The organism is Catenulispora sp. EB89 (assembly GCF_041261445.1).
Lineage (GTDB): Bacteria > Actinomycetota > Actinomycetes > Streptomycetales > Catenulisporaceae > Catenulispora.
On the sequence record NZ_JBGCCU010000016.1, the window covers coordinates 130,037 to 155,118 of the forward strand.

General features: G+C 69.9%; 20 protein-coding genes. 7 read left to right on the forward strand and 13 right to left on the reverse strand.

Annotated features, from left to right (window positions below; all coding sequences use genetic code 11):
* Window positions 1-56 precede the first annotated feature (56 nt).
* From ABH920_RS30240 to ABH920_RS30280, 9 genes are all read right to left on the reverse strand, one after another.
* Complete coding sequence (locus ABH920_RS30240; RefSeq protein ID WP_370352583.1) at window positions 57-2,900, reverse strand: discoidin domain-containing protein; 2,844 nt, start codon at window positions 2,898-2,900, stop codon at window positions 57-59.
* Between the two features lie 4 nt (window positions 2,901-2,904).
* The gene (locus ABH920_RS30245; RefSeq protein ID WP_370352584.1) at window positions 2,905-3,876 is read right to left on the reverse strand and encodes a carbohydrate ABC transporter permease; all 972 of its coding nucleotides are present in this window, start codon (window positions 3,874-3,876) and stop codon (window positions 2,905-2,907) included.
* Window positions 3,876-4,871, reverse strand: a complete 996-nt coding sequence (locus tag ABH920_RS30250; protein WP_370352585.1) for a carbohydrate ABC transporter permease — start codon at window positions 4,869-4,871, stop codon at window positions 3,876-3,878. Before ABH920_RS30250 ends, ABH920_RS30245 begins: the two co-directional genes overlap by 1 nt.
* The gene (locus tag ABH920_RS30255; protein ID WP_370352586.1) at window positions 4,868-6,226 is read right to left on the reverse strand and encodes an ABC transporter substrate-binding protein; all 1,359 of its coding nucleotides are present in this window, start codon (window positions 6,224-6,226) and stop codon (window positions 4,868-4,870) included. Before ABH920_RS30255 ends, ABH920_RS30250 begins: the two co-directional genes overlap by 4 nt.
* A gap of 64 nt (window positions 6,227-6,290) precedes the next feature.
* The gene (locus ABH920_RS30260; RefSeq protein WP_370352587.1) at window positions 6,291-7,391 is read right to left on the reverse strand and encodes an enolase C-terminal domain-like protein; all 1,101 of its coding nucleotides are present in this window, start codon (window positions 7,389-7,391) and stop codon (window positions 6,291-6,293) included.
* A gap of 295 nt (window positions 7,392-7,686) precedes the next feature.
* Window positions 7,687-8,460: a FadR/GntR family transcriptional regulator gene (locus tag ABH920_RS30265; protein WP_370352588.1), complete on the reverse strand. Its 774-nt coding sequence runs from the start codon at window positions 8,458-8,460 to the stop codon at window positions 7,687-7,689.
* Window positions 8,461-8,631: 171 nt separating this feature from the next.
* The gene (locus ABH920_RS30270) at window positions 8,632-9,384 is read right to left on the reverse strand and encodes a hypothetical protein (RefSeq protein WP_370352589.1); all 753 of its coding nucleotides are present in this window, start codon (window positions 9,382-9,384) and stop codon (window positions 8,632-8,634) included.
* A 151-nt stretch (window positions 9,385-9,535) separates the two neighbouring features.
* Window positions 9,536-10,852, reverse strand: coding sequence for an MFS transporter (locus ABH920_RS30275; RefSeq protein WP_370352590.1), 1,317 nt, complete (start codon window positions 10,850-10,852; stop codon window positions 9,536-9,538).
* 89 nt (window positions 10,853-10,941) lie between these two features.
* The gene (locus ABH920_RS30280; protein ID WP_370352591.1) at window positions 10,942-12,684 is read right to left on the reverse strand and encodes an alpha/beta fold hydrolase; all 1,743 of its coding nucleotides are present in this window, start codon (window positions 12,682-12,684) and stop codon (window positions 10,942-10,944) included.
* A 375-nt stretch (window positions 12,685-13,059) separates the two neighbouring features.
* On the opposite strand from ABH920_RS30280, the gene ABH920_RS30285 reads away from it, so the two are divergent.
* Entirely contained in the window at window positions 13,060-14,520 is a 1,461-nt protein-coding gene (locus tag ABH920_RS30285; protein ID WP_370352592.1) for a hypothetical protein, read from the forward strand.
* Window positions 14,521-14,632: 112 nt separating this feature from the next.
* Here ABH920_RS30285 and ABH920_RS30290 read toward each other — a convergent pair whose 3' ends face one another.
* Window positions 14,633-15,136, reverse strand: a complete 504-nt coding sequence (locus ABH920_RS30290) for a MarR family winged helix-turn-helix transcriptional regulator (protein ID WP_370352593.1) — start codon at window positions 15,134-15,136, stop codon at window positions 14,633-14,635.
* A 137-nt stretch (window positions 15,137-15,273) separates the two neighbouring features.
* Between ABH920_RS30290 and ABH920_RS30295 the strand changes: the two genes are divergently transcribed.
* Window positions 15,274-16,260 (forward strand): alpha/beta hydrolase, encoded by a 987-nt coding sequence (locus ABH920_RS30295; protein ID WP_370352594.1) that lies wholly within the window; start codon window positions 15,274-15,276, stop codon window positions 16,258-16,260.
* Here the strand turns inward: ABH920_RS30295 and ABH920_RS30300 are convergent.
* Window positions 16,214-17,563: an MFS transporter gene (locus tag ABH920_RS30300; RefSeq protein ID WP_370352595.1), complete on the reverse strand. Its 1,350-nt coding sequence runs from the start codon at window positions 17,561-17,563 to the stop codon at window positions 16,214-16,216. The two genes, ABH920_RS30295 and ABH920_RS30300, sit on opposite strands and share 47 nt — an antisense overlap.
* Before the next feature lie 114 nt (window positions 17,564-17,677).
* On the opposite strand from ABH920_RS30300, the gene ABH920_RS30305 reads away from it, so the two are divergent.
* Window positions 17,678-18,094, forward strand: a complete 417-nt coding sequence (locus ABH920_RS30305) for a MerR family transcriptional regulator (RefSeq protein WP_370352596.1) — start codon at window positions 17,678-17,680, stop codon at window positions 18,092-18,094.
* Window positions 18,095-18,303: 209 nt separating this feature from the next.
* Window positions 18,304-19,335 carry an alpha/beta fold hydrolase gene (locus ABH920_RS30310; RefSeq protein ID WP_370352597.1) on the forward strand — a complete coding sequence of 344 codons (1,032 nt, stop codon included), beginning with the start codon at window positions 18,304-18,306 and terminating at the stop codon, window positions 19,333-19,335.
* Window positions 19,336-19,442: 107 nt separating this feature from the next.
* On the opposite strand, the gene ABH920_RS30315 is transcribed toward ABH920_RS30310, so the two are convergent.
* Entirely contained in the window at window positions 19,443-20,216 is a 774-nt protein-coding gene (locus ABH920_RS30315; RefSeq protein ID WP_370352598.1) for a class I SAM-dependent methyltransferase, read from the reverse strand.
* A gap of 180 nt (window positions 20,217-20,396) precedes the next feature.
* Between ABH920_RS30315 and ABH920_RS30320 the strand changes: the two genes are divergently transcribed.
* Window positions 20,397-21,071 carry a dihydrofolate reductase family protein gene (locus tag ABH920_RS30320; RefSeq protein WP_370352599.1) on the forward strand — a complete coding sequence of 225 codons (675 nt, stop codon included), beginning with the start codon at window positions 20,397-20,399 and terminating at the stop codon, window positions 21,069-21,071.
* Between the two features lie 135 nt (window positions 21,072-21,206).
* Entirely contained in the window at window positions 21,207-23,555 is a 2,349-nt protein-coding gene (locus ABH920_RS30325) for an MMPL family transporter (protein WP_370352600.1), read from the forward strand.
* A gap of 126 nt (window positions 23,556-23,681) precedes the next feature.
* On the opposite strand, the gene ABH920_RS30330 is transcribed toward ABH920_RS30325, so the two are convergent.
* On the reverse strand, window positions 23,682-24,371 hold the full coding sequence (locus ABH920_RS30330; RefSeq protein ID WP_370352601.1) for a TNT domain-containing protein: 690 nt from the start codon (window positions 24,369-24,371) through the stop codon (window positions 23,682-23,684).
* A 198-nt stretch (window positions 24,372-24,569) separates the two neighbouring features.
* Here ABH920_RS30330 and ABH920_RS30335 point away from each other — a divergent pair, with 198 nt between their 5' ends.
* Window positions 24,570-24,932 carry a hypothetical protein gene (locus tag ABH920_RS30335; protein WP_370352602.1) on the forward strand — a complete coding sequence of 121 codons (363 nt, stop codon included), beginning with the start codon at window positions 24,570-24,572 and terminating at the stop codon, window positions 24,930-24,932.
* Window positions 24,933-25,082 lie beyond the last annotated feature (150 nt).

Here is a 25,082-nt window from a genome sequence, read left to right on the forward strand (position 1 = left end):
ATCAGCTTCCTGTGAGGTTCGGGTTAGGTGCGGACTAGGTGCGGATCAGGTGTGAATCAGTGTGCAGAGAAAGACTGCGGCACGAGGCCGTACGCCGACAGTCCACTGATGGCCATCTGCCCGCCGGTCTGGCCGCCGTTGTCCGGCCGGTCTGCGACGACCCGGATGTAGCGGGCCCGGACCGGCGCGTCGAGCTGGATCCCGGTGAGGCCGCCCATGGCGTCGGTGCGGCGGGCGACGGTGTAGTAGTCCGAGCCGTCGACCGACACGTCGATGTGGAACGCGGTCGCGAACGCGCTGTGCGCGGCGCCGTCCGGCTGCAGCAGCGTGATCACGTCGAGCGACCGCGGCTGCTGGAGAGCGACCTGCTCGATCCAGCGGTACTGCTGCGTCGCCTGGGCGTAGGTCGTCGGATCACCATCGACCGCGTAGGACGGCAGCGAGTTCGGCTGCATCTGGGCCTGCGTGCCGTCGATGTACAGCGCCTGTGCGGGCTTGCCCAGCGCCAGATCCGGCTGCGGGGCAGCGGGAGTGGCCGGGGCGTAGGCGCCGACCTCGTTGATCGCCATCTGTCCGCCGGTCTGGCCGCCGTTATCCGGCTTGTCCGCGACGATCCGCAGGTAGCGCGTGCTCAGCGGCGAGGAGAAGACCACCGGGACGGTCCCCCAGCCGCTGTCCGTCACGGTGCCGGCGGTGGTCCACGCGCTGCCGTCGGCAGAGGCGTCGACATGGAACGCGGTACCGAAGGCCTGCTGCGGCATGCTCACCGTCATCGAACCCAGCGTCGTGGGCTGCTGCAGATCCACGATCAGCTGCCAGCGGTACTGCCCGGTCGCCTGGACCGCGGTACCGAGATCGCCGTCGGTCGCGTACGAGACCTGGTCCCCGGGCTGCAACTGCGCGGTGCTGCCGTCGAGGTACTGCGCCTGGGCCGGCTTGCCCAGCGCGAGGTTCACCGGGGCGGTGCCCCTCGGCGCGGACGCGAGGCACGCGTACTGCGGCTCGAGTCCGGCGGCGGCGAGCAGCGAGGCGGGCACGCCGGTGCCGTCCGAGGAGACCTGGATGTTGCCGCTGATGGTGACGTTCGTCGGGTTGCCGGCCGGCCAGTCCGGCGTGGTGTTCTCGGCGTAGTTGCCGGTGAAGACGAAGTCGCCGTACGGCGTTCCGCTCCCCTCGTAACTGCCGCCCATCGACGGGATGTCGTTGCCGTAGATCGCGTTGCCGGTCATCGTGATGTACTGGCTGCCGCCGTCGGTGTAGATCGCGTGCCCGACCGCCCCGGCGCCGTAGCGCACCACGTTGCCGCTGATCGTCAGGCCGTCGGCCAGCGAGTCGCCCTCGATGCCGAGCACGTAGATGCCGCCGCCGTCGATACGCTGCTGCAGGAAGTCGTAGACCAGGTTGTTCAGGATCTTGTTGCCGGTGGCCTCGGTCGCGGCGTGGCCCCAGCCCCAGTTCGAGCTGATGCCGCTGTAGGGCACGTCGTTGATCTGGTTGTGCTCGATCACGTCATTGCGCGTGTAGCCCTGGAAGATGCCGACGCCGCCGGTGTACTCGACCGCGATGTTGTGGACCCAGTTGTCGGCGATCGTGTTGTTCGCGGGCATCAGGCCGAGGTCTGCCGGGGCGGCGTCGGAGCCGTTGCCGATCTCCAGGCCGTTGCCGGAGATGTCGGTGAACTGGTTGCCCTGGATCGTCGAGCCCTCGACGTTCTGGCCCAGCTGAAGCCCGGCGGCGCCGAGGTGCTCGAACGTGCCGCCGGTGATCGACAGCCCCGAGGTGTGGTCGAACACGACGTTGCCCGGCGTCATCGTCCAGGCGCCGTAGGGGCAGGTGCCGGGATCCGTGGTGGAGAAGCGCGTGCACGTGCCCTCGGTGCTGTACGCGTTGGTCCCGGTCAGGCGCATGTTGGCCTGCACCTCGGCGAAGCCGTCGGGGCCGTTCGGCTCGGTCCAGGCGCCGTACTCGAACGACAGGCCCTTCAGCGCCAGGCCGGTCAGCGGGTTCGCTTCGGTGCCGGTGCCGGAGACCAGCGTCTGAAGCCGCGGGATCTCGACGTCCGCGGTCGCCGGGTTCTGGCCCGGACGCGGCAGGTAGTACATGGTGTGCGCCGACCGGTCGAGGTAGAACTGGCCGGGCTGGGTGAGCAGTTCCTTGGCGTTGTCCACGAAGCTCGGCGTGCTCGCGTTGACGCCGTACGGCTTCAGGGTGATGTTCTGGAAGCAGGGCTCCTGCATCGTCACGGTGGTGCCGGAGACGGACGCGATGCCGCAGCGCAGCTGCGTCCAGCTGGCGTTGTAGACGAATTCGACGTCTGAGATGTTGCCCCAGCCGTCCAGCGCGGTGCCGGACGCGGTGTAGCCGGTGGCGGTCTGGGTCAGGCCGACCGGCACGGAGCCCTGGGCCCGGTCGGCCCGGACGCCGTCCACGTACAGCTGCCGGGTGTCGGTGCCGGCCGGGACGTTCGCCTGCCACAGACCGCTGCCGTCGGACGCCTGCGTCCAGCCGGTCACCTGCTCGCCGCCGCTGAGCACCGGGTGTGCCCCGGGGGCGGCCTGGTAGGTGACGGTGTTGCCGCCGGAGGCGGAGTCGCCCTGCGCGGCGTCGAAGGCGAGCGTCTGGTCGAGGCGGTAGGTGCCGCCCTGGAGGACGACGGCGACGCTGGTCTGCGAGGCGCGGGCGGCCTGCCGCGCGCGTTGCTGCGCCGTCTGCAACGAGCACGGATCGGCGACGGAGCAGTCGTTGCCGGAACCGTTCGGTGCGACGGTGAAGGTGGCTACTGCGCTCGGGCCGTGGTGCGCGGCCACGGCCGAGGCCGCGGGGCCGGCGACGAACCCGGCGGCCAGCGCGACGGCCACGGCTATCGCGCGTGCGGGTCTTGCTGATCTCAGTGTGCGCATGGTTTCACTCCTTGGTCGAGCCGGCGAGCATGCCCGAGACGAGCGCCCGCTGGGAGAAGAGGAAGAGCACGAGGACAGGCAGGATCGCGATGATGATCGCCAGCGCCAGTTCCGGACTGGTGATGTCCAGTCCCTTGCCGGCGACCGGGTTGAAGGACGGTGTGGAGGACAGCAGCTGGTTCAGCCCCACCTGCACCGGGAACTGCTGACTGCTCGGCAGGACCAGGTAGGGCAGGAAGAAGTTGTTCCAGTTGCCGACGAAGCTGAAGAACGCGACGAGCCCGATCACCGGCCGGGCCAGCGGCAGCGCCACCCGCCGGAAGATCTGCCACTCGTTCGCGCCGTCGATGCGGGCGGCGGCGAGCATGTCACGCGGCAGGCTGGTGGCGAAGTAGATGTAGACGAGGTACACGCCGAACGGGAAGAACGAGAACGGCAGGATGATCGACCAGGCGGTGCCGATCAGGTGGAACAGGTTCAGCTCCAGGAAGATCGGCAGCACCAGGGCCGCGCTCGGCATGATCATGACGATCAGCGTCACCGTCAGCAGCAGCTTGCGGCCGCGGAAGTTCATCAGCGCCAGCGCGTAGCCGGCCGGGATGCTCGTGGCCAGCGTGAGGACCAGCGCGCCGCCGGAGTAGACCGCGGAGTTGCGCAGCCACAGCCAGATGGCGCCGTTCTGGAACGAGGTCAGGTGCCGCCAGGCCGCCGCGAGCTGGCCGAAGGAGCCGAACGAGAGCGGGAAGCCGCTGTTCAGCTGCGCGTCGGTCTTGGTCGGGGCGAGCAGCAGCCAGAGCACCGGGACCACGAAGAACACCAGCAGCGTCACGATGATCGCGGCGACGACGAGCGTCGAGACCAGGCGTGAGCCGCGCCGGGCGGCGCCGGTCCGGGCGTCGGGCGCACGGTCGGCTTTGCCGCCGGAACCGCCATCAGAGGTGCCGCCGGACCGGGAGGCGGCCGAGAGGATCGTCATCAGTCTTCATCCACCTTGAACAGGCCGGACCGGGTGACCAGCAGACCGGCACACACCAGGCCGACCGCCAGCAGCACCAGCGAGATCGCGGCGGCGCCGTTGAAGTCCCCGTTCTGGAACGCGAAGACGTAGGCGAGCTCGTTGGGCGACCACGTCGGGCTGACCCGGTTCAGGCTCGCCGTCTGCAACAGCTGCGGTTCCACGAACAGCTGGGTGCCGGCGGCGAAGGCCAGGATCGCCATGTAGACGATCCACTTGCGGATCATCGGGATCTGAATGCGCCAGGCGATCTGCCAGGGCCCCGCCCCGTCGATGCGCGCCGCTTCCAGGACCTCGTCCGGGATGTTGTTCAGCGCGCCGTACATAACGACGATCCAGCCGCCGGCCCCGGTCCAGAACGCGATCAGGACGAGGATGACCGGCAGGTTCCCGGGCGCCAGGACCTGGTCGAAGTTCTGCATGCCGAGCGCGCGCAGCAGGCGCGCGGCCGGACTGACCGCCGGGTCGAGCATGAACAGCCAGACCAGCACACTCGCCACACCGGCGAGCGCCCCGGGGATGTAGAACAGGAACCGCAGCACCGCCGAGACGCCGCTGCCGACCCGGCTGCGCAGGATGACCGCGACCACCACGGTGAGCACGACCACGAGCAGCAGCCACATCACCAGGTAGACGCCGATGTTCGCGAACGCCGGGCCGAAGCGGAAGTCCTGGAAGACCTTGGAGAACTGGCCGAGTCCGGTGAACTGGCCGTCGGCGTTGGTGAAGGCGAGGTAGACCGAGTAGCCGGTCGGGAAGACACCGAACGCGAGCAGCAGGACGGTGTAGCCGGCGACGAACAGGTAGCCGACGCGGCCGGTCCGGCCGGCCTGCCTGGACCGACCGGCCCGCCCCGCACGTCCGGCACGTCCGATCCCCCCGGCCCGCCGCCGCACGAGGCGGCGGGCCGGGCCGCTCGCGGGTCCCGCGAGCGGCTGTTCCTGGAGCGCCGTCATCGCGTGACGACCGTGTACCCGACCGACTTCGCCTCGTTGACGATCGCGGTCTGCCAGGCGGGCAGGGCCGAACTGAGCGACCTGCCGGCGGTCAGCGCGGACAGCACCGCGTTCGACCACGGCGTGGCGTCGCTGAACTTGGTGTTCGACCAGCCGGTCCACACCTCGTTCGCGGCGGCGAGGAAGACGTCTGAGACGTCGGTGGCGAAGTAGTCCTTGTTCGCCGGGTTCGCCAGCCAGGCCTTGGCCCCGGCGACGAAGGCCGGGTAAGTCGGGGCGCCCTGCAGGTTCTCGGTCGAGGTGGTGAGCCAGGTCGTGAGGTCGGTGGCGGCCTTGATGTTGGCGCTGTGCGAGGAGACCATCCAGATCCCGCCGCCGACGTTGCCGGTGGCCGTCGTGCTCTGGCCGTCCCACTTCAGCGGCGCCGAGGCGGCGATCTGGCCGGCCGGGACCTTGAACGCGGAGTTGAACAGGTACTGGCCGTACCAGGAGGGGCCGACCGCCATCAGGACCTTGCTGCCGTCGAAGCCCTTGGTGAAGAAGCCCTGCGTGCTCACCGCCTTGTCGGCGATCAGCGGGTCCAGCAAGTTCGCCATCCGCGTGCACTCCGGCGCGGTCAGGTCCACCTTCAGGGTGTTGTCGCCGACCAGCTGCTGCGCCGGGCACTGGCTGGACCAGAAGTAGGACTCCTGCGAGTTGGTGTCGCCGACCGCGCCGACCACGTAGCCGGGGTGCTCCGCGGCGACCTTCTCGCCGAGCGCCTGGTACTGCTCCCACGTCGTCGGGACCTGGTAGCCCCACTGGTCCATCAGCTTCTTGTTGTACCAGGTCACGACCTGGGCGATGTCGTTGCGCAGACAGTAGGTGTGGCCGCCGGTCTGGCACGGCGCGAGCGAGCCGGCGGCGAAGCCCTGCAGCGTCGAGGCGGGCACCAGCTGGTCGACCGGCGCGGCGAAGGCCTTCGCGCTCGGGTTCGTCGGCACGCTGGCCCACGTGACGTCGGTCGGCGAGGCGAAGACGACGTCGGGCCAGCCGCTGCCGGTGCGGTCGAACAGCTGCACCTTGGTCTGCAGGTAGGTCGAACCGTCGGCGCTGCCGTCGTAGGTGACGACGTTCATCTTCACGCCGGGGTGTTCCTGCTGGTACTTCTGCACGTCCGGCAGCCGCGTGGAGTCGGTCCAGACCGTGATCGCGGCGGCGTTGTCCTGCGCGGCCTGCTTGAACTCGGACGGGGCGCCGGCGGTCTTCGTCGTGGCGCTCGCGCATCCCGACAGCGCCGCCGCGGCGCCGACGACGAGCGCGGCGGCGGCGATCGTCCGTCCGCGGGTGCGGGCGACTGTGCGTGGAGACATCATCGTCTTGCCTTTCTGAGGGAGGGGTCGGGCGAGGGGTCGGGCAGGTTGTCGGGTGGAGGTGCTGCTAGGCGGCCGCGCCTTCGACGTAGGGCCGGAGGGCGCTCGGGTAGTCCAGGCCCGGGGGCAGCGCGATGCCCGGACCGGTCGGCGCGTGCACGAGGCCGTCCTGGTCGACGGCGCGTTCGCGGACCACCGGGTTCGAGGTGACCAGCGACTCGTAGTAGGTGGTGTTCGAGATCGCCATGCACAGGTGCTGGTTCGGGATGTCCGAGCCGTGCACCTCGGCCCGGAGCCGGTAGGCATCGGCGAGGTGCGCGGTGCGCATCGCGCCGGTGATCCCGCCGCGAAGGTTGGTGCTGGCGCGCACGCCGAAGGTGGCCGCGCCGGCGGCGATGAAGTCGGCGGAGTTCATGTGCGCGCCGTCGGAGGTCTCGGCGACCAGCAGCGGCACGTCGACGAGCTCAGCCAGGCGCCGGTAGGCGCTGACGCTGAACTCGCGCATCGGCTCCTCGTACCAGAGGTACTTCGCCTCGGACAGCGCCGCGCCGACGTGCAGGGCGTCGGGCAGGTCGAAGCCCGCGGAGCCGTCGTACATCAGCGGGACCTCGGGGCCGAGGTGGTCGCGCAGCGCGAGGATGAGCTGGGCGTCGCGCCGGGCGTCACCCCAGGCGTGCAGCTTCACGCCGTGGTAGCCCAGGGCCAGGCACTGGTCGGCGACGTCGAAGAACTCTTCGACGCTGCCGAAGGTCGAGGTCGAGGCGTAGGCCGGGATCTCGGTGCGGTACCCGCCGAGCACCTGCCAGGTCGGCAGGTTCTGCGCGCGGCCGGCCAGGTCCCAGAGCGCCACGTCGATCAGGCCGAGCGTCGGCAGCGGCAGTTCGTGGATGCGGTCGAGCTCCCATACGCGGTGCCAGATCCATTCACGCTGCAAAGGGTCCTGGCCCAGGAGTTCGGGGCGGAAGATCCGCTCGACCAGGTCGTCGAGCAGCACCGCCGCGCCGGGCCGGGAGAAGAAGGCGACGCCTTCGACGCCGGCGTCGGTGCCGATCCGCAGGATGCCGCCCTCCCCCGCCGGCGCGCTGCCGGCCAGGCCTTCGCGCCACCGGAAGGGCGGATCCACGGCGGGCACGGGGACCCGGAAGGACTCGACGTGGGTGATCTTCATATCTGCTTCCTGATCGCTGCCGGACGCGGTGCGCCCGGGAAAGGGCCGGAAAAAGGCATGGCGGTATCGAGGAGTGGCTAAGGAGGCGTTTCAGGGTGCGTGAAGTCCGCGGGGGCGTTCCGGGGCAGGCGCTATCGCGGCCGCACCGTCGCGGAGCCGGCTTTCCGGGCCGGGTGACGGGGTGCTCGGTGGTGCTCGGATCTCTGAGTGGTGAGGTGCCGGTTTGGGGCGTGCTGGGTAGCGGCGTGCCGGTCAGGCAGCCGCAGGAACAGGCGTGTCAGGCGAGCGGCAGGGTTCAGGCCCGGGTGTCGGGGGTGAACAGCCGGTCGCGGATCCGGTTCTCGAACTGGTGCCGGGTGGTGTCCACGTGCTGGGCCATCAGGTCCATCGCGCGGACGGCGTCCCCGGCGCCGATGGCCTCGGCGATCTCGACGTGCTGCCGGCCGGCGGCCTCCAGCGAGCCCGGGGCCAGGCCGTGGAACAGCAGGACGTCGCTCTGCGCGGCGAACTTGCGCACCGTGGCGACCGAGGACTGCAGGAAGACGTTGTGCGCGGCCGCGGCCACGGCGGTGTGGAACAGCTCGTCGGCGTGCCCGAAGGCGTCGGCGTCGCCGGCCACCCCGACCTCGGCCGACTCCAGCGCCGCCTCGCGGATGGCCTTGACCTCCAGCGGCGTGGCGATGGTCGCCGCCCGCCGGGCGGTCTCGGTCTCGATCACCTGGCGGTAGTCCAGCAACATGAGCACGTGCTCCATGTCAGTGGGCTGATAGTGCGCCAGCTGGTCGTTGTCGGCGACCGCCGGGGCCGCGGCGACGAAGATGCCGGCGCCGCGCCGGACCGTGAGCCGGCCGATCGCGGCCAGGACTTTGACGGCCTCGCGCGTGACGTTCCGCGTGACGCCGAGGATCTCGGCCAGGCCCTGCTCGGTCGGCAGCCGGTCGCCGGGGCGCAGGTTCTCCTCGGCGATGTAGTGCAGCAGGCGTTCCGCGACGAGTTCGTAACCGGGCCGGTACCGGTCGTCGTCCGGCGCGGCTCCGTCCGGACCCAGGGGGGCGGGGTTCCTCGTCACGGTCGAAGTCCTCCCTTGGGTGAGTGACGGCGTGGGATGAGTATGGCAGATCGTCGAATTAATGCAACTCATTCGCCACAGGAGCCGGTCATGGCGGCCATGAATCAGATCAATCCTGGATCTTTGTGGGCAAGTTCTCCGCCGACTCTGCGGATTGATCTGATTCTTTGGTCAGAAGCCGGAGTGCGTCGGGTAGACGGTGTTGCCGGACCGCTCGATGTTGATCTTGACGCCGCGCAGGATGTGCGTCCTGATCTCCGAGACAGTGATCGGGTCCGTCTCCTTGCTGCGCACGTTCGTGCTCTGATTCACCGCGAGGCCCTGCATGCTCTCGGGACGCTCCAGGGCGATGAGGGCCAGGACGTGGTCCGGCGGCATCCAGACCGGGAACATGGTGCTCTTCTTGACCGCCCCGGAGGTCTTGGCGTTCTTGTACCGCCAGGTGATGACGTGCACCTTGTCCTTGCGGCCGGCGCTCTCGCCGGTGTCGACCTCGACGATCCCGGCCGGCAGGGTCCCGTTCTTGTCCAGGTAGGCGTGCAGGCCTTGCGGGGCTTCGTGATTCACCGCGCTGCCGATCGGCACGCCGTGGAATATATGGGCTTTGAGAGCCGCGTTGACGCCGCCGGCCAGCTGGTGCGCGGCCGTCTCGGCCATGTCGATCCGGCGCTGGTGCTTGCCGCGCTCTTCGTCGGTCTTGGCGCGCTGGACCGGGACGTGGGAGTGCCGGCTGTGCTGGGTGTGCTGCTCGGTCGCGACGAGGCGGCTGACCGCGGCGTTGCCGATCGAGCGCTGCAAGGCGAGGACGTTCTGGGCCGTCAGCGGCTCGGCGGCGGGCGAGCGCGAAGCGCTGCTTTCGGCCCGGCGCGGGGTCTCGCGGGCCTCAGCCCGGCTCTCGGAGGAAGTCCGGCCGTGGGTGTGCATGGTTCGGCGACTCCTGCTCGATCGGGACGTGCCACAGACTGGACGATTCTCGTTCAGCGGGAGCCGCGCGCGACATGTCCGCCCGGACGGGATCACGGGCAGATTCGGGTGCCCGTAAGGGTTCTGGCCGCTGTGGCGGTTCTCTCGGCGGTCAGGCGAGGTCTGCGGCGAGCTCCGGCTCGGCTCCGGCGGCACGCCCCGCCACCCGGCGGGCCAGCACGTATCCCCCGGCCGCGGCCGCCAGGCACGACACCCCGCCGACCGCCAGCCCCGAGCGCGGGTCGGACAGCGCGATCACCCAGCCGACCAGCGGCCCGCCGATCGGCGTCGTGCCCTGGAACGCCACCTGCCACAGCGCGATCATCCGGCCGCGCTTCTCCGGGTCCGAGGTCAGCTGGATCGTCGAGTTGCCGATCGCGATGAACGACACGCTGGCCCAGCCGACCAGCAGCATCACCGCGCAGGACAGCGCGAACACCGGCGCGTAGGCGGCGGCCAGCATCGACACGCCGAAGCCGGTCGAGGCGATGACCATCGGACGCACGCCGGTCCGGCCGCGGGCCGCGGTGAACAGTCCGCCGACGACGGCGCCGACGCCCATCGCCGAGGTCATGAAGCCGAACGCGACCGAGCCGCCGTGGAACGTCCGTTCCACGAAGACCGGCAACGAGACCTGGAACTCGTACGCCAGCAGCCCCACCAGCCCCATCATCGCCAGCGGTATCGCGATCGTCGGCGTCGCGGCGGCGTAGCGCAGACCCTCGCGGAGCTGGCCGCGGGCCCGCGGCGTCGGCGGACTCGGCCGCAGCGCGGAGCGGTCCATACGCAGCAGCGAGGCGACGACCGCGACGAAGCTGGCCGCGTTGAACAGGAAGCAGACCCCGATGCCGACCGCGGCGATCAGCACCCCGCCGACGGCCGGCCCGACCGCGCGCGCCGCGTTCACCATCACCGAGTTCAGCGTGATGGCGTTGCGCAGCTCGTCGCGGCCGACCATCTCCCGGACGAACGACTGGCGCGTGGCGTTCTCGAAGGCGTTGTTCATGCCCAGGACCACGGCCAGCGCACACACCTCCCAGAAGCTGACCGCCCCGAAGACGGTGAGCAGGCCGAGCACGAGCGCCTGGATCCCCATCGCGGTCTGCAGGATGACCATGAGGCGCTTCTTGTCGGCCCGGTCGGCGACGACGCCGCCGTAGGGGCCGAAGAGCAGGACCGGCAGCGTCTGGAGCGCGACGACCAGACCGAGCGCGGTGCTGGAGTGCGTGAGGGTGAGGACCAGCCAGGACTGGGCGGTCATCTGCATCCACGTGCCGACCAGGGATATGGACTGGCCGGTCATGTAGAGGCGGTAGTTGGGGACCTTGAGCGAGGAGAAGGTCCGCTGCCGGACGGATTGCTGGTCAGGGGGCTTCGGCGGGTTCGGTGGAATCGGCGCCGTGACCGGTCCGGCGTTGACGGTGCTCATACGACGACGGCCTTCCGCTGCCCGACTTTATTTGTTTAAGCGTACTAAATAAAGATCGGGCGCGGGTCGGCGGGGTGCCCCGGGCCTGGTCAGGAGAACGGTAGGGCGTCCTGGTGGCAGATGGTGCCAGGTGCCGGAAGGGCTCCGGTCTGGAGGTAGGCGTTCTCGTAGTCCGTGGCGCAGGTGCTGGGGTTGAGGAGTTCGGTGTGGCCGTAGCCGTCGATCGTGAGCAGGCCGGCGTGGGCCAGCTCGTGCGTCATCGCGACCGAGTTCCAGTACGGGGTGTCGGGGTCGCCGGTGTTGCCGACGACCAGGATCGGGTGCACCGTGGGCCGGTTCCACGGCCCGGTGTAGGTGTCCGCGCTCTTGGGCCAGGTGGCGCAGATCTCGGTCGTCCACGTCCAGGACAGGCCGACCAGTCCGGCCCTGGCCTGCGACATCCGGGCGGCGGCGGTATAGGCGCGGGGGTCGCGGGGGTGGTCGCTGTCGGAGCAGATCGTTGCGATGGTCTGCTCGCCGCCGGTGTAGGGCGTCGGGTCCGTGGCCGGTGTGGGGGCGGGGGAGCTCACGGCGCTGACGGGACTCCCGGGATTGGCAAGGCCCGCGAGGCTGACGGGGTTTGCGCCGGCAGGGCTGACGGGGTTTGCGCCGGCAGGGCTCACGGGGCTGGCGCCGGCAGGGCTGACGGGGTTTGCGCCGGCAGGGCTGACGGGGTTTGCGCCGGCAGGGCTGACGGGGTTTGCGCCGGCAGGGCTCACGGGGCTGGCGACAGCCTTTCCGGTGCGCGCGGCCTGCCAGAGCTGCTGGAGGAACGTCGTCCCGTCCGCCCACTGGCTGACCTGCGTCAGCGGCAGGCTGAAGGTCGCGCACACGTCGTCGCAGGTCTGCGCGTTCGGCGGGGTGCCGACCGTGACCGGATGCGCGTGCAGGAGCTGCATCAGGGTGCTGTATTTGGCCCGGGTGGCGGCCGGCGTCCCGGCGGAGAAGGCGCACTTGGCGGTGAAAGTCCGGCCGCACAGGTTCAGCAGCCCGTCGAGCGTCCTCGCGCTGGCCACGTCCGCACGCATCGCGACGAACGGCGGCAGCTTCCCGCCGTCGCTCCCGGTCCACACCGCCGGGTCGACGTTGCCGTCCAGGATCATGCGGCCGACCTTGGCGGGGAAGAGGTTGGCGTAGACGGCGCCCAGGCCGGTGCCGTACGAGCCCGCCACGTAGTTCAGCTCCGGCTCCCCCACCGACTGCCGCAGCAGGTCCATGTCCCGGGCCACGTCGGCGGTGCTGGTGTGCTGGAGCAGGCTGCCGTTGGTCCGGGCACACAGCGCGGAGTAGCGCGCCATGATCTGGTCCCAGGTCGTGATCTGCGCCGGGGTCACGGGGACGTCGGCGGGGAGTCCCGCCAGGAAGCTGTTCTCGGCCGCCTCGCTGGGGAAACAGCGTACTGAGGTGCTGTAGCCGAACCCGCGCGGGTCGAAGTTGATGATGTCGTACTGCGCCACCCACGACGCGGGCAGCACACTGAGATAGCGCGGGAAGTTCGTCAGCTGCTCGTAGGGGCCGCCGGAGTTGAAGAACAGAGTCCCCCGGCGGTGCGCGGTATCTGTGGCCTGATGCCGCATCATCATGATGCTGATCTTCTTGCCGTCCGGATGCCGGTAGTCCAGCGGCACCTTCACCGTCGCGCACTGGAGGCCGTCCTGACATGCCTGCCAATCGGCCGGTGCCACCGATGGAGCCGCCCCGCTCGGTGGTGCCGCCGCATCAGCCACGGCGACCGTCGGCACCAAAGCCATCGCGGCCGCCGCCATGACCGCCGCCATCCGTCGAATACTCATACGCTGTCCTCTCCGCCCGATCATCAACGCTCGAAGTAGACCACCGGCCGACACTGAATCGCTTCAGCCTGGAGGCGCGCCGAGGCTTGCGACTTGAGGCGGATTCGCCTCCGACCTCAGACGGATGTGGAGTCTGACGCCGACGGCAGGCGCGGTGTGCCTTGCGAACGTCCGTCGAACGTCCGTGAAGATCCATGGGGACGAACACGAGGGCATTTGCGGCTGCCCGAACGAGCGGTGGAGACGGGACCGTACGTCCGGGATTCTCAACGCAGCGTTCTACCGGCCCTGACCGGCCCGTAAGGTGTCCGGACAAGGTTGCCCGACCGGTGTTCGCAGGCGGGCTCGGGCTGGTGGGCGGGCGGGAAGCAGCGGATGGTGTGGGTTGACCTGAACCCGGTGACGGCGGATGTCGAGCCCGGTGGCGAGGCGACGGTGGCGATCACCGTGCGGAACACCGGCGACATCGTCGAGGAATACCACCTGCAGGCCACCGGGGACCCCGGACAATGGGCCGTCGTCGAACCACAGACGCTGCGGCTGTACCCCGGCACCACCGGCACCGCACAACTCACCTTCACACCACCCCGCAGCTCCGAAGCCCAAGCCGGACCACAGCCCTACGCGGTGAAAGTCACCCCACGCGAAGACCGCGAAAACACCTTCGCCATCGAAGGCATCCTGCGCGTCGCAGAATTCGCCGACCTCCGCGCCGAACTCGTCCCGGCCACCACCCGCGGTTGGCACCGCGGCCGCGTCAAACTGGCCGTCGACAACTACAGCAACGTCGCCACCAGCGCCGCCGTCGCCACCACCTCCAACAACACCAACCTGCGCATCGACATCCGCACCCCGGCACTACGACTGCAACCCGGACGCGCACAATTCAGCAAATTCGCCGTCCGACCAGGGCGGCTACTGTGGTTCGGCGTCAAAGCCCGGCATCAGTACAACATCACCGTCACCCCATCGGGATCGGGGCAGCCGGTCAGCCTGCAAGGTACGTATCTGCAATCGGCGCTGCTGCCGCGTTGGCTTCAACGACTACTGATGTTCTTCGCCGCAGCAGCCGCAGCCGTTCTGGCGCTTTGGTTCGGCATCCATCCGTCGTTCGCCTCCAGCACACAAGCCTCACCACAACCCAGCGCCACCGGCCCGCAGGTGATCGTCATCCAGCCGACACCATCCGCACCGCCGAGCACACCATCGCCGACACCGTCGTCGAAGCCGACGTCCAGCGCGGTGCCTCCGGCACCGACGTCGAGCGCCGTCGCCCCACCGCCGCCGGCGTCAAGCTCCAAGTCCGCCGCTCCCCCGCCGCCGCCATCGACGCCGTCGCCCTCCAAGTCGCTGCAGTCGACGCAGATCAAGACGACGAACATCCTCAACTACGCCGCCAACGCCTCAGTCGACCTGTTCCAGGACCACTTCGCCGACGGTCAGCAGGTGGAGATCTGGCCCACCGCGCACAACAGCGACCAGGCCTGGACGGTCTGGCTCTACGCCGGCACCGGCATCGGCGACTACAACCTGGTCATCCAGTCCAACGACCAGCCGGACAGCGCGGGCACGAAGGTCCTGCAGGTGGACCCGAACAACAACGCCAACGTGACCATCTCCGACAACTGGGGCGGCGTACCCGGCCTGCAGGCCCACCTGGTGGCCGACTACCAGCAGTGGTCCCTCACCAGCATCCCCGGCAACTCCACCTACGGAGTGCTGAAGAACAAGCAGACCGGGACCTGCCTGGCCGGCAAGGGCAACCAGCAGTGGCTCACGACGGCGCCCTGCAACACCGGGGATCAGAACCAGTGGTTCTGGTTGTTCGCGCTCTGATTCGCGCCGCATCGCTTCCGGCTGGACACTGACCGGGATTCGGCCGTCCGGCTGGTGCGTACCGAGACCGGTATCCGCATCGATCGCCGAAAGCCATGCGGGCTGAAGCGGATCAGACCGAACCGCCCGACACATTGTCCGACCCGCCGCCCGACACGTTGTCCGCCAGCAGCCGCAGCAGCCGCTTCGCCTCGTCGAACTGCTGCGGGGTCAGCGCCATCGCGGCGCCGATGGCGGCCGGCACGTCGGCGGCGCGGGTGCGCAGGTCCTCGCCCTGGTCGGTGAGGCTGACCTGGACCGTGCGCTCGTCGTCCGCGACGCGTTCGCGGCGGACCAGGCCGTTGGCCTCCAGGCGCTTGATCAGCGGGGTGAGGGTGCCGTAGTCGAGGTGGAGGGCGGCGCCGATGTCCTTGATCGGGACCGCGCCGTGTTCCCACAGCACCAGCAGCACCAGGTACTGCGGGTAGGTCAGGCCCAGGTCGTCGAGCAGGGGGCGGTAGCGCTGGGTCACGGCGCGCGAGGCCGCGTACAGGGCGAAGCAGAGCTGGTCGTCCAGCAGCATCGAGAAGCCCGGGTCCGGGGCGGGAGCGTCGTTCACCGTTCGTGCGGTGTTCATGACCACCAGCATAGCTCTGGAGGCGATTGCCTCGTGAACGCTTAGCTTGTACACGATGTAATCGCGCACTAGTCTTCTGGACGTGAGCTTCTCCGCTCACCGAAGCGAAGTACGCAGCGAACCCCAAGGAGCCAGCCATGTCCGAGCACGCGCCCACCGCCGCCGCTCCCGCCTCCGCCCCCGTCCTGGAGCCGGCGGCCGCCGAGTTCGCCGCCGCCACCGCCAACCCGCCCTACCTGTTCGACCTCGGCCCGGTCGAGGGCCGCAAGGCCGTGGACGACGTGCAGTCCGGCGAGATCGAGAAGCCGGCCGTCGACGAGGAGTGGGTCACCGTCACCGGCGGCCCGACCGGCACGGTCCGGGCCCGGATCGTCAAGCCGGCCGGGAGCACCGGCGTGCTGCCGGTCATCGTCTACATCCACGGCGCGGGCTGGGTGTTCGGCAACGCCCACACCCACGACCGCCTGGTCCGCGAGCTGGCCGTCGGGGCGCGGGCCGCCGTCGTCTTCCCCGAGTACGACCTGTCGCCGGAGGCCCGGTACCCGGTCGCGATCGAGCAGAACTTCGCCGTCGCACGTTGGGTCGTCACCGACGGCGCGACCCAGGGCCTGGACGCCACGCGCATCGCCGTCGCGGGCGACAGCGTCGGCGGCAACATGGCCGCGGCGCTGACCCTGATGGCCAAGGAGCGCGGCGGCCTGCCGCTGGTGCAGCAGGTGCTCTTCTACCCGGTGACCGACGCGAGCTTCGACACCGCTTCCTACCACCAGTTCGCCGAGGGCTACTTCCTGCGCCGGGACGCGATGCAGTGGTTCTGGGACCAGTACACGACCGACCCGGCGCAGCGCGCCGAGATCACCGCCTCCCCGCTGCGGGCGAGCCTGGAGCAGCTGGCGGACCTGCCGCCGGCGCTGGTCGTCACCGGCGAGGCCGACGTGCTGCGCGACGAGGGCGAGGCCTACGCGAACAAGCTGCGCGCGGCCGGCGTGCCGGTGACCGCGGTGCGGTACCAGGGCGTCATCCACGACTTCGTCATGCTCAACGCCCTGCGCGGCACGCACGCCGCCGAAGGAGCGATCAACCAGGCTGTCGCGGTGCTGCGAACGGCTCTTGGGACGAACTGAGGTTTTGCGGCTTCTGGAGGCGTCGTGTGGGGCGGCGCCGCAGAAGCCGCACGCTTATAAGGAGCACGGCTATGGTGCACAGCGCCATCACCGCCGAGAGCAGCGCGAACGCGTCCGCGTAGGCGTGCGGGCGGAGGTATCCGCCGGCGGCGACCCGCGCGGCGAGCGCCGTGTCGTGCAGGTCAGCCGCGATCGCTTGGGCGATGCCCGCCCCGAAGCCCGCGATCACGACCGCCTCGCTTCCGAGGCGGAGGAAGTTCATCGCTCCCGCCGCGGTCCCCGACTGGTCGTCGGGGACCGAGCCGATGGCTTCGCGGTCGACCATCCCCATGGGGAGCCCGAATCCGCATCCGAGAAGCAGCATGCCGGGGATGAGGGCGCCGTCCGGGGCCGTCGGTGTGAGCGCTGGGAGCAGGAGCAGAGTCCCCGCGGCCAGCAAGGCCGTCGCGGCGAGCATCAGCCGGGCCGTTCCGCCGAGGGCCTTGGCGAGGCGCGGCGCGACCAGCGGGGCCAGCACGGTCGGGACCGTCATCGGCAGCATGATGACACCCGCCTGGTCGGCGGCGATGTCTTTGACGGCGGACAACGCCACCGGGAGGTAGGTCAGCAAGGCGACGTACCCGAACGCCCCGGCCACCGGAATCAGGGCGAAGCCGAGGAACCGGCGGTTGCGGAGGACGACCAACAACCCGTCGCGCCGGGCGCCGCCAGAGGTCACCTCGTCGGGGGTCTTCAGGAGCATGCTCGCCACTCCCGACGCGGCTGTGACCACCGCGATGGTGACGAACACGGCCCGCCACCCGCCGATCGTCACGAGCAGACCGCACAGCGCCGGGCCGAAGGCCAGACCCGATCCGAGGACGACGCCGAGTGCCGTGAACGCCCGGGCGCGATCGGCGCCGTCGAGGCTCGCGGACAGTAGCGACGTCGTACCGACGAAGACCGCGGCGCAGCCCGCCCCGGCGACGAGGCGCGCGAGATCGAGGGTGAGGAGCGATACGGCCGCAGCCCCTCCGAGGCTTCCGACGACGACGAGGAGCATCCCGCCGAGGAGGACCCGGCGGCGTCCGAGCCGGTCGGCCAGAGGCCCGCAGGCGAGGGTGGCTGTCGCGAAGGCGAAGTTGAAGGCGTCGACGACGCCTTGGAGGCCGGCCGGGTCGGTGCCCAGCGTGGCTCCGATGCGTGGGAGCGTGATCGCCGCACCGGCGATCGAGACCGGTGTCGCCAGCAGGGCGACCAGGGCCGCGACGATCCAGCCCCACTCGCGCCGGGCCGCCGGTCTGCCGAAATTCTGTCCTGTCACGCCCTCACCTCACGTTCGTTTGGTTGCGTGAAGGACCCTAGAAACTAGAGCTTGCTCTAGGTCAATATTGGGGTGGAGCGCCAACGCTCTGGATCGCCATCGAGAGGGCTCGTCATGACACCGCCGACAGCCGGACTCACCATCGGACAGGTCGCCACGGCGACCGGCTTGAGCGTGCACACCCTGCGCTTCTACGAACGCGAAGGCCTGTTCCTGCACGCGCCCACGCGCACCGCCGGCGGCCACCGCGTCTACAGCCCCGAAGACCTGCAGTGGCTCCAGCTGTGCAACCGGCTGCGCGACAGCGGCATGCCACTGGCCCGGATCAAGGAGTTCGCCGACCTCATCCGCACACGCCCCGACGACTACAGCGGCCGACTCCAGATGCTGCGGGAGCACGAGGCGGCGGTGATCGCCAAGCAGCAGGCCCTCGCCGAGAACCTCGAAGCCATCCGCCACAAGATCGCCATCTACGAGGAGCACCAACGGACCGGCGAAACCGCGCGGATCTACACCGATCCTCGGCGCTGACCGCAGGGCTCGGGTGCGGCGGAACGGTCCGCACCTTCGATATTGCTGTCTTCTGACGTGCTCGGATGGCTGGTGCCGGGTTTCCCCAACTGCTGAGATGAATGTGAAGGGCGGGTATCCCTGGGACCGGTGGGATAGCTTGGGAGCGAGTAAGACAGCCCCCTGACATTCGCCGTCCCCCACCCCACCGAGGAGACAGAACAGTGACCATGAACCGACGCAGCGCGCTCACCCTGGGCATGGGTGCCGCCGTGTTCACCGCGGCCGGCGAGACGCCGGCCCTGGCGTTCGCCGCCCCGTCAGACGCCGCCGACACCGCCGGGCCGACCGGGGGCGCCGGTCCGGCGTCCGGGACTGCCGCGGCCGGCAGCGACGCCGCGCTGGCCGCCTCCCTCGGCGGCGGCTTCACCAGCCAGTACGTCACCGTCAACGGCCTGCGGCTGCACTACGTGGCCGGCGGGCAGGGCGCGCCGCTGATCCTGCTGCCGGGCTGGCCGGAGACCTGGTGGGAGTACCGCAAGGTGATGCCGGCGCTGGCTGCGGCCGGGCGCCGGGTGATAGCCCTGGACCTGCGCGGCATGGGCGGCTCGGACAAGCCGGCCGGCGGGTACGACAAGAAGACGATGGCCGGCGACGTGCTCGGCTTCATCAAGGCCCTGGGTTACGACAAGGCCGACGTCGCGGGCCACGACATCGGCTCCATGGTGGCCTTCTCCTTCGCCGCCAACTACCCGCAGGCCGCGAACCGCATCGCGATGCTCGACGTCACGCACCCGAACCCGGGCTACTACCAGATCCCGATGCTCCCGCAGGCCGGCGCGCCGTTCTATCCCTGGTGGTTCGCCTTCAACCAGGTCGCCGGCCTGCCCGAGGAACTGGTGACCGGCCGCGCGCAGTACATCGTGGACTGGATGTTCGACAACCTGCTGCTGAACCAGGATGCTGTCACGCCCCTGGACCGCGCCATCTACGCCAGCGCCTACAACACCCCCGACGGCATCCGTGGCGGCAACGGCTGGTACCAGACCTTCGGCCAGGACATCACCGACCTGGCCGGCTACAGCAAGGTGACGGCGCCGCTGCTGGGCATGGTCAACCCGGTGTTCGCCGCGCAGATGCAGGCGACGCTGCCGACGCAGGCTACTGATGTGGAGGTCGTGGTGGTGCCGGACACCGGCCACTACTTCGTCGAGGAGCAGCCGCAGGCGGTCATCGACCAGTTCAACAAGTTCTTCGTGTGATTGATCGACGGCGAATCGGCGGCGGATCGACAGCGGATCGGCGGCGTGAGCCGCTGCCGCGATTGACGGCATGACCAGGGGCCCGGCGCCGAAGTGCCGGGCCCCGCTCACGCCCCCGCGTTCGGCCCCACGCTCGCGGTCGCGAGCACCCGGCGGGTCAGGTCGAAACTGGGCAGCACGCGCAAGGCTTCGTCGTGGAGGGACTGCAAAGCGGGGTCGTCGCCGGGCTCGAGGCTCGCCGCCTCGTCCCACAGCGCACGCTCGGTCGAACACCACTCCGGACGGTCCCGGACCTCGACGTCGACGAACCCGGCCTGCTTCAGGGCCGACTCGGTGTCGACCACCCGAATCAGCTTCATGACACGCTCGTCGGTACGGTCGAGGGCTTCCCAGGTCGTGAGCGCGACGCGTCCGCCGGGGGCGAGCACGCGGTGGATCTCCTGGAACGACGCGACATCCGGCTTGAACTGGATCGAGTCGACACACACGACGGCGTCGACCGAAGCGGGCGGCAGGCCGGTGTCCGCGAGATCGCCGACCCGGAACTCGGCCTCGATGCCCCGCTGCCGCGCGAGCCCCCTGGCCTGCGTGATCGCCTCGCCGGAGAAGTCGACACCGGTCAGCGTCACGCCGGTCCGCGCCGCGATCTCCAGGCCGTACCCGCCGCGTCCGCACGCGAGGTCCAGCAGCCGGTCCCCCGGCGCCAGCCGCAGGGCCTCGACCACCTCGGCCAGGCCGTCCCAGGCCAGCAGGCTCGACGACAGGACGTGCGCCGGCAGCCCCAGGAACCGCCGCTTGACCTCGTCCCCCGACGAGGTGACGGCCATGTTCGCGTACCACTGGTCGAAGTCCTCGGCCGACGGTGGCCGTCGCTCGCTCATCTCAACGTACCTCCATACCTCGGGCCGGTGACGCAAGCAGCCTACGAGGACGGTGCCGACTGGGCGACTCGGAAACGCCGCAGGCGATTTCCCGCCGACGCGGCGCGCCAAACCCCCTTTTGTCCCGTATCTCACTAAAGTCGGCGAGGTTGTATCCCAGCACAGCAAGGAGCCACCGCGATGCCCCTGGTCCGCGTCCACAACTTCTCGATCTCCCTGGACGGTTTCGGAACCGGTGAGGACCAGACTTTCGAGGCCCCGTTCGGCACCGCCGGCCAGCGGCTGACCAAGTGGTTCGTCGCCACCAGCACCTTCCGCGCCATGTTCGGCTCGGCCGGCGGCAGCCTCGGCGTCGACAACGCCTTCGCCGCCCGGTGGAACGCAGGGGTCGGCGCCGAGATCATGGGCCGCGCCAAGTTCGGACCGCAGACCGGCGCGTGGAAGGACGACGACGACTGGAAGGGCTGGTGGGGCGCCGAGCCGCCGTTCCACACCCCGTGCTTCGTCCTGAGCCACCACCCGCACCCGCCGATCACGATGGAGGGCGGCACCAGCTTCCAGTTCCTCGACGCCACGCCCGAGGAGGCGCTGCGGGTCGCGCAGGAGGCGGCCGGCGATCTGGACGTGCGCATCGGCGGCGGGCCCACCACGGTGCGGGAGTTCCTGGCCGCCGACCTGATCGACGAGATGCACCTGGCGGTCGTGCCGATCGTGCTGGGGCGCGGCGTCCGGCTCTGGGACGGGCTGGAGGGGGTCGAGGAGCGGTTCGACGTCGAGACGGTGGCGAGCCCGAGCGGCGTCGTGCATCTGACGTTCCGGCGGCGCCCCAGGACCGAGGCCGCGCACGGGGCCTAGCAGCCCTCTTAGGGGTGTACCTAGTTACACCGTCAAGACACCACCTAGCCCTATGTCTCGCTGACCTGGTCTTTTCTACCTTTGAGGACGTACCGGTGACCCACACCGGCGGTACCGGAGGGGGTAGGAGAGACGATGGCTCGCGAACGCAGCGTCGCCGCCGCGCTAGGCGGCTGGAGCGCAAGGCATCGGAAGACGGCCGTGTTCGGCTGGCTCCTTTTCGTGGTTCTGGCGACGGTGGTCGGCGGGGCCGTCGGGCAGCAGGGGCTGACCGACGCGCAGAACGGCGTCGGTTCCTCGGCCCAGGCGCTGCAGATCCTGCAGAACGCCGGGCTGTCCGACCCGGCCTCGGAAATGGTGCTGGTGCACAGCGCTTCGCAGACCGCTGACGCGGCGTCGTTCCGGACGGCCGTGGACGCGGTCGTCTCCGGGGTTCAGGCCACCGGGCAGAGCGCGCCGATTCAGAGCCCTTACAGCGCCGGTCTGATCTCCAAGGACGGGCACTCGGCGCTGGTCATGTTCGACGTGGTCGGGGACCCCGACAAGGCCTCCGACCACGCGCAGCCGATCCTGGACGCGGTCGCGAAGGTCCGGGCGCAGCACCCTGACATGAAGTTCGACGAGTTCGGCGACACCTCGGGCCAGAAGTGGCTGAACGACTCGCTGGGCAAGGACTTCAAGCGCGCCGAGTGGACCGCCGTTCCGCTGGCCTTCGGCATCCTGCTGGTCGCCTTCGGCGCGCTGCTCGCCGCCGTGCTCCCGGTGCTGCTGGCGGTGACCGCGTTCGTGGCCGCACTCGGGCTGCTCGACCTCGTCTCGCACGCCATCCCGGTGGCTTCGACCTCGACCTCGGTGATGCTGCTGATGGGCCTGGCGGTCGGCGTCGACTACTGCTTGTTCTACCTGCGCCGGGAACGCCAGGAGCGGGCAGCGGGACGGAGCCCGCAGGAGGCGCTGAGGGTCGCCGCGGCCACCTCCGGACACTCGGTGCTGGTCTCGGGCATCACGGTGATGGTCGCGATGGCCGGGATGTTCCTGACCGGGATGCACATCTTCGACGGCTTCGCGCTGGCGTCCATCCTGGTGGTGGCCATCGCGATGCTCGGCTCGGTGACCGTGCTGCCGGCGCTGCTGTCGATGCTCGGCGACCGGATCGACTGGGGACGGCGTAAGAACCGGCGGCATCGGTCGGCCCGGCAGGCTGGTACGGCCTATCCGGCTGGCTCTGCTTACCCGGCTAGCTCTGCTTATCCGGCTGGCTCCGGTTACCCGGGCGGCCCGGCTCAGCCGGCCGGCTTGGCCCAGCCGGTCAGCCTGGACCAGCCGGCCGCTGTGAAGACCGGTCGCCTCTGGAACGCGACCATGGCCAAGGTGCTCAACCACCCCAAGTCCTTCGCCGCCCTCGCCGCCGCGGCGCTGGTCGTCCTCGCGATCCCGGCGCTGGGCATGAAGACGCAGTCCCTCGGCGTCAACCAGCTCCTGCCGTCCAGCAGCCCGCTGGTCCAGACGTACAACGAGATCAGCGCCGAGTTCCCGGCCAGCCCCTCGCCGGGCATGATCGTCGTGCAAACCCCTGATGTGGCGGCACCCGCCGTCACCCAGGCCGTGGAGGCGTTCAAGACCCAGGCCGCCGCGGCCGGCGCGCTCGGCTCCGGGCCGGTTCAGGTGACGCCGTACCCCGCGCAGCACGTCCTCAAGATCCTGTTCCCGGTCGCCGGCCGGGACGCGGACGCGCAGGCCGTCTCGGCGATCAGGAAGATCAGCGACACCATCGTCCCGCACACCTTCGGCGCCATCCCGCACACCACCGCGGCCACCGGCGGCTCGCTGGCCCTGAGCACCGACTTCAACCGCCAGCTGGACCGCAGTCTGCTGCCGGTGTTCGTGTTCGTGGTCTCCGTGACCTTCCTGCTCATGCTGTTCGCCTTCCGGAGCTGGGTGATCGCGGCGACGGCGATCGTGCTGAACCTGCTGTCCACGGCGGCTGCCTACGGAGTGATGGTCGCGGTCTTCCAGCACGGCTGGGGCGCGGGGCTGGTCGGCACGAAGCCCGTCGGCGCACTGGAGTCGTGGATCCCGCTGTTCGTGTTCGTGGTGCTGTTCGGCCTGAGCATGGACTACCACGTGTTCGTGGTCTCCCGGATCCGCGAGGCGCGCGAGCGCGGGCTGAGCACCAAGGACGCGGTCGCGCACGGCCTGCGGGCCACCGCCGGCGCCATCACCAGCGCCGCGGCGATCATGGTGGCGGTGTTCGCGGTGTTCGGCACGCTCGACATGCAGGACTTCAAGCAGCTCGGCGTGGGGCTCGCGGTCGCGATCCTGCTGGACGCCACGGTGATCCGGGTGGTGCTGCTGCCGACGGTGATGATCCTGCTCGGCGAGCGCAACTGGCGCCGGGGGCGGCGGAGTGTGACGCTGCGGCCGGGGCTTCACCCGGAGGCCGTCGGTGGTCCGGTGCGGATCGAAGCCGGGCGTCAGCAGTAGTCGACCGGAGTTGTACAAAGTGCTCGGCTGGGATGACCCAGCCGAGCACTTTTCGCTGCGATCAGATGGAGACGGCGGTCGTCGTATCGCTCCGACCGCTCCGATGGATCCGATCGCTCCGACCGGTCAGCCGATCCGGCCCAGGTAGCCGTTGTTGACCAGCCACATCACGTTCAGCTGGGTCGGCGCCCCGGGCACGAGCTTGCTGTCCAGCTGGTACTGGAGGCCGCCGCCGGGCTGGGCGAACCACGCCGCGATCGGGCCGGCGTCCACGGTGAAGGGCTTCAGCACCTGGTAGTCGTGGTAGTTGCAGGTGGCGGCCGGGTTGCTGTCGAGGCTCTGCGGCGGGATGGAGCGTGCGGCGTAGGGGAGGCCTGCCGGCGCGAGGAAGGAGCCGTACTCGCTGCCGAAACGGTCCATGTCCGTACCGGGCGACACGGTGAGCTGGAACTCCAGCGGCTGGCCGTTGGGGGCTATCACGTAGCCGTTGTCCGGCGGGTAGTTCCAGCCGCCCGAGCCGCCGTTGGCCGCCGGGTTGTAGTAGGTCGCGAGGAACTGCGAGGCCGGCAGGTTGCCGGTGCGGCGGTAGCCGATCAGTTCGAAGCCCACGGGGCCCCACACGGGCAACGTGTTCGGCCCCAGGCGGGGATCGCCGTCGAAGAAGTCCGAGGAACAGCTTTCAGCCAGGTTCGCGACCGACGCGACGGAGGCGCCGGCGGTGGACGCGGCGGATGTGGACGCGGCCGCGGCTGCGGGCACAGCGGCGGCGGCAAAGCCCACGGCCGCCAGGACGAGTGCCAGAAGGGTTCTACGCATGCGGATCACAGAAGCCTGATACGGCCCGGCCGTCAATGACCCAGGGGGCCGACATCACTCGAAAGACGTCACCAAGACGCACCGCGACTAGGGGAAAACACCCCCGCCAGGTCTTGCGACCCGGACACCCCCGAGGCAGCATCACCCGTGAACCAGAGCCCTGAAACAGGATCCTGACTCACACCCCCGGGAGCCACCATGTCCACAACCCGCCGCCGGACGCGCCACGCCACCGTCCCGCTCGCCGCACTCCTCACCGCCGCCGCGTTCAGTGTCGCCACCCCGGCGCACGCCTCCGCCCTGTACGCCACAGCGACCTGCTCCAGCAGCGGAGGCGGCCATTTCGTGTGCGTCGCCACAGTGACCGGCGGAACGGCGCCCTATGCGTATTCCTGGACCCCCATCTACGACGCGGCCATCAGGAGCGGAGCCAACAGCCAGGTCGTGATCGGCCTGTGCGACGTCAACCACCAGGCGGTGCTGGGCCTCACCGTGACCGATAGCACCGGCGCCACCTGGAACACCACCGGCGGGCTCGACTGCTCCGGGATAGCCCCGTAGCCCGGGACAGCCTCGCAAAACGTCACTCGGCGACGTCACGCCCGTGTGGCAGGCGCCAGCTCGGAAGATAGCGCAGCTAATCACCGCTGGGGCGAGCCGGCGTGCTCCAGGTGGTCCGCTGACGCCGGTAGTTGTTGCGGCGGCGCCGAT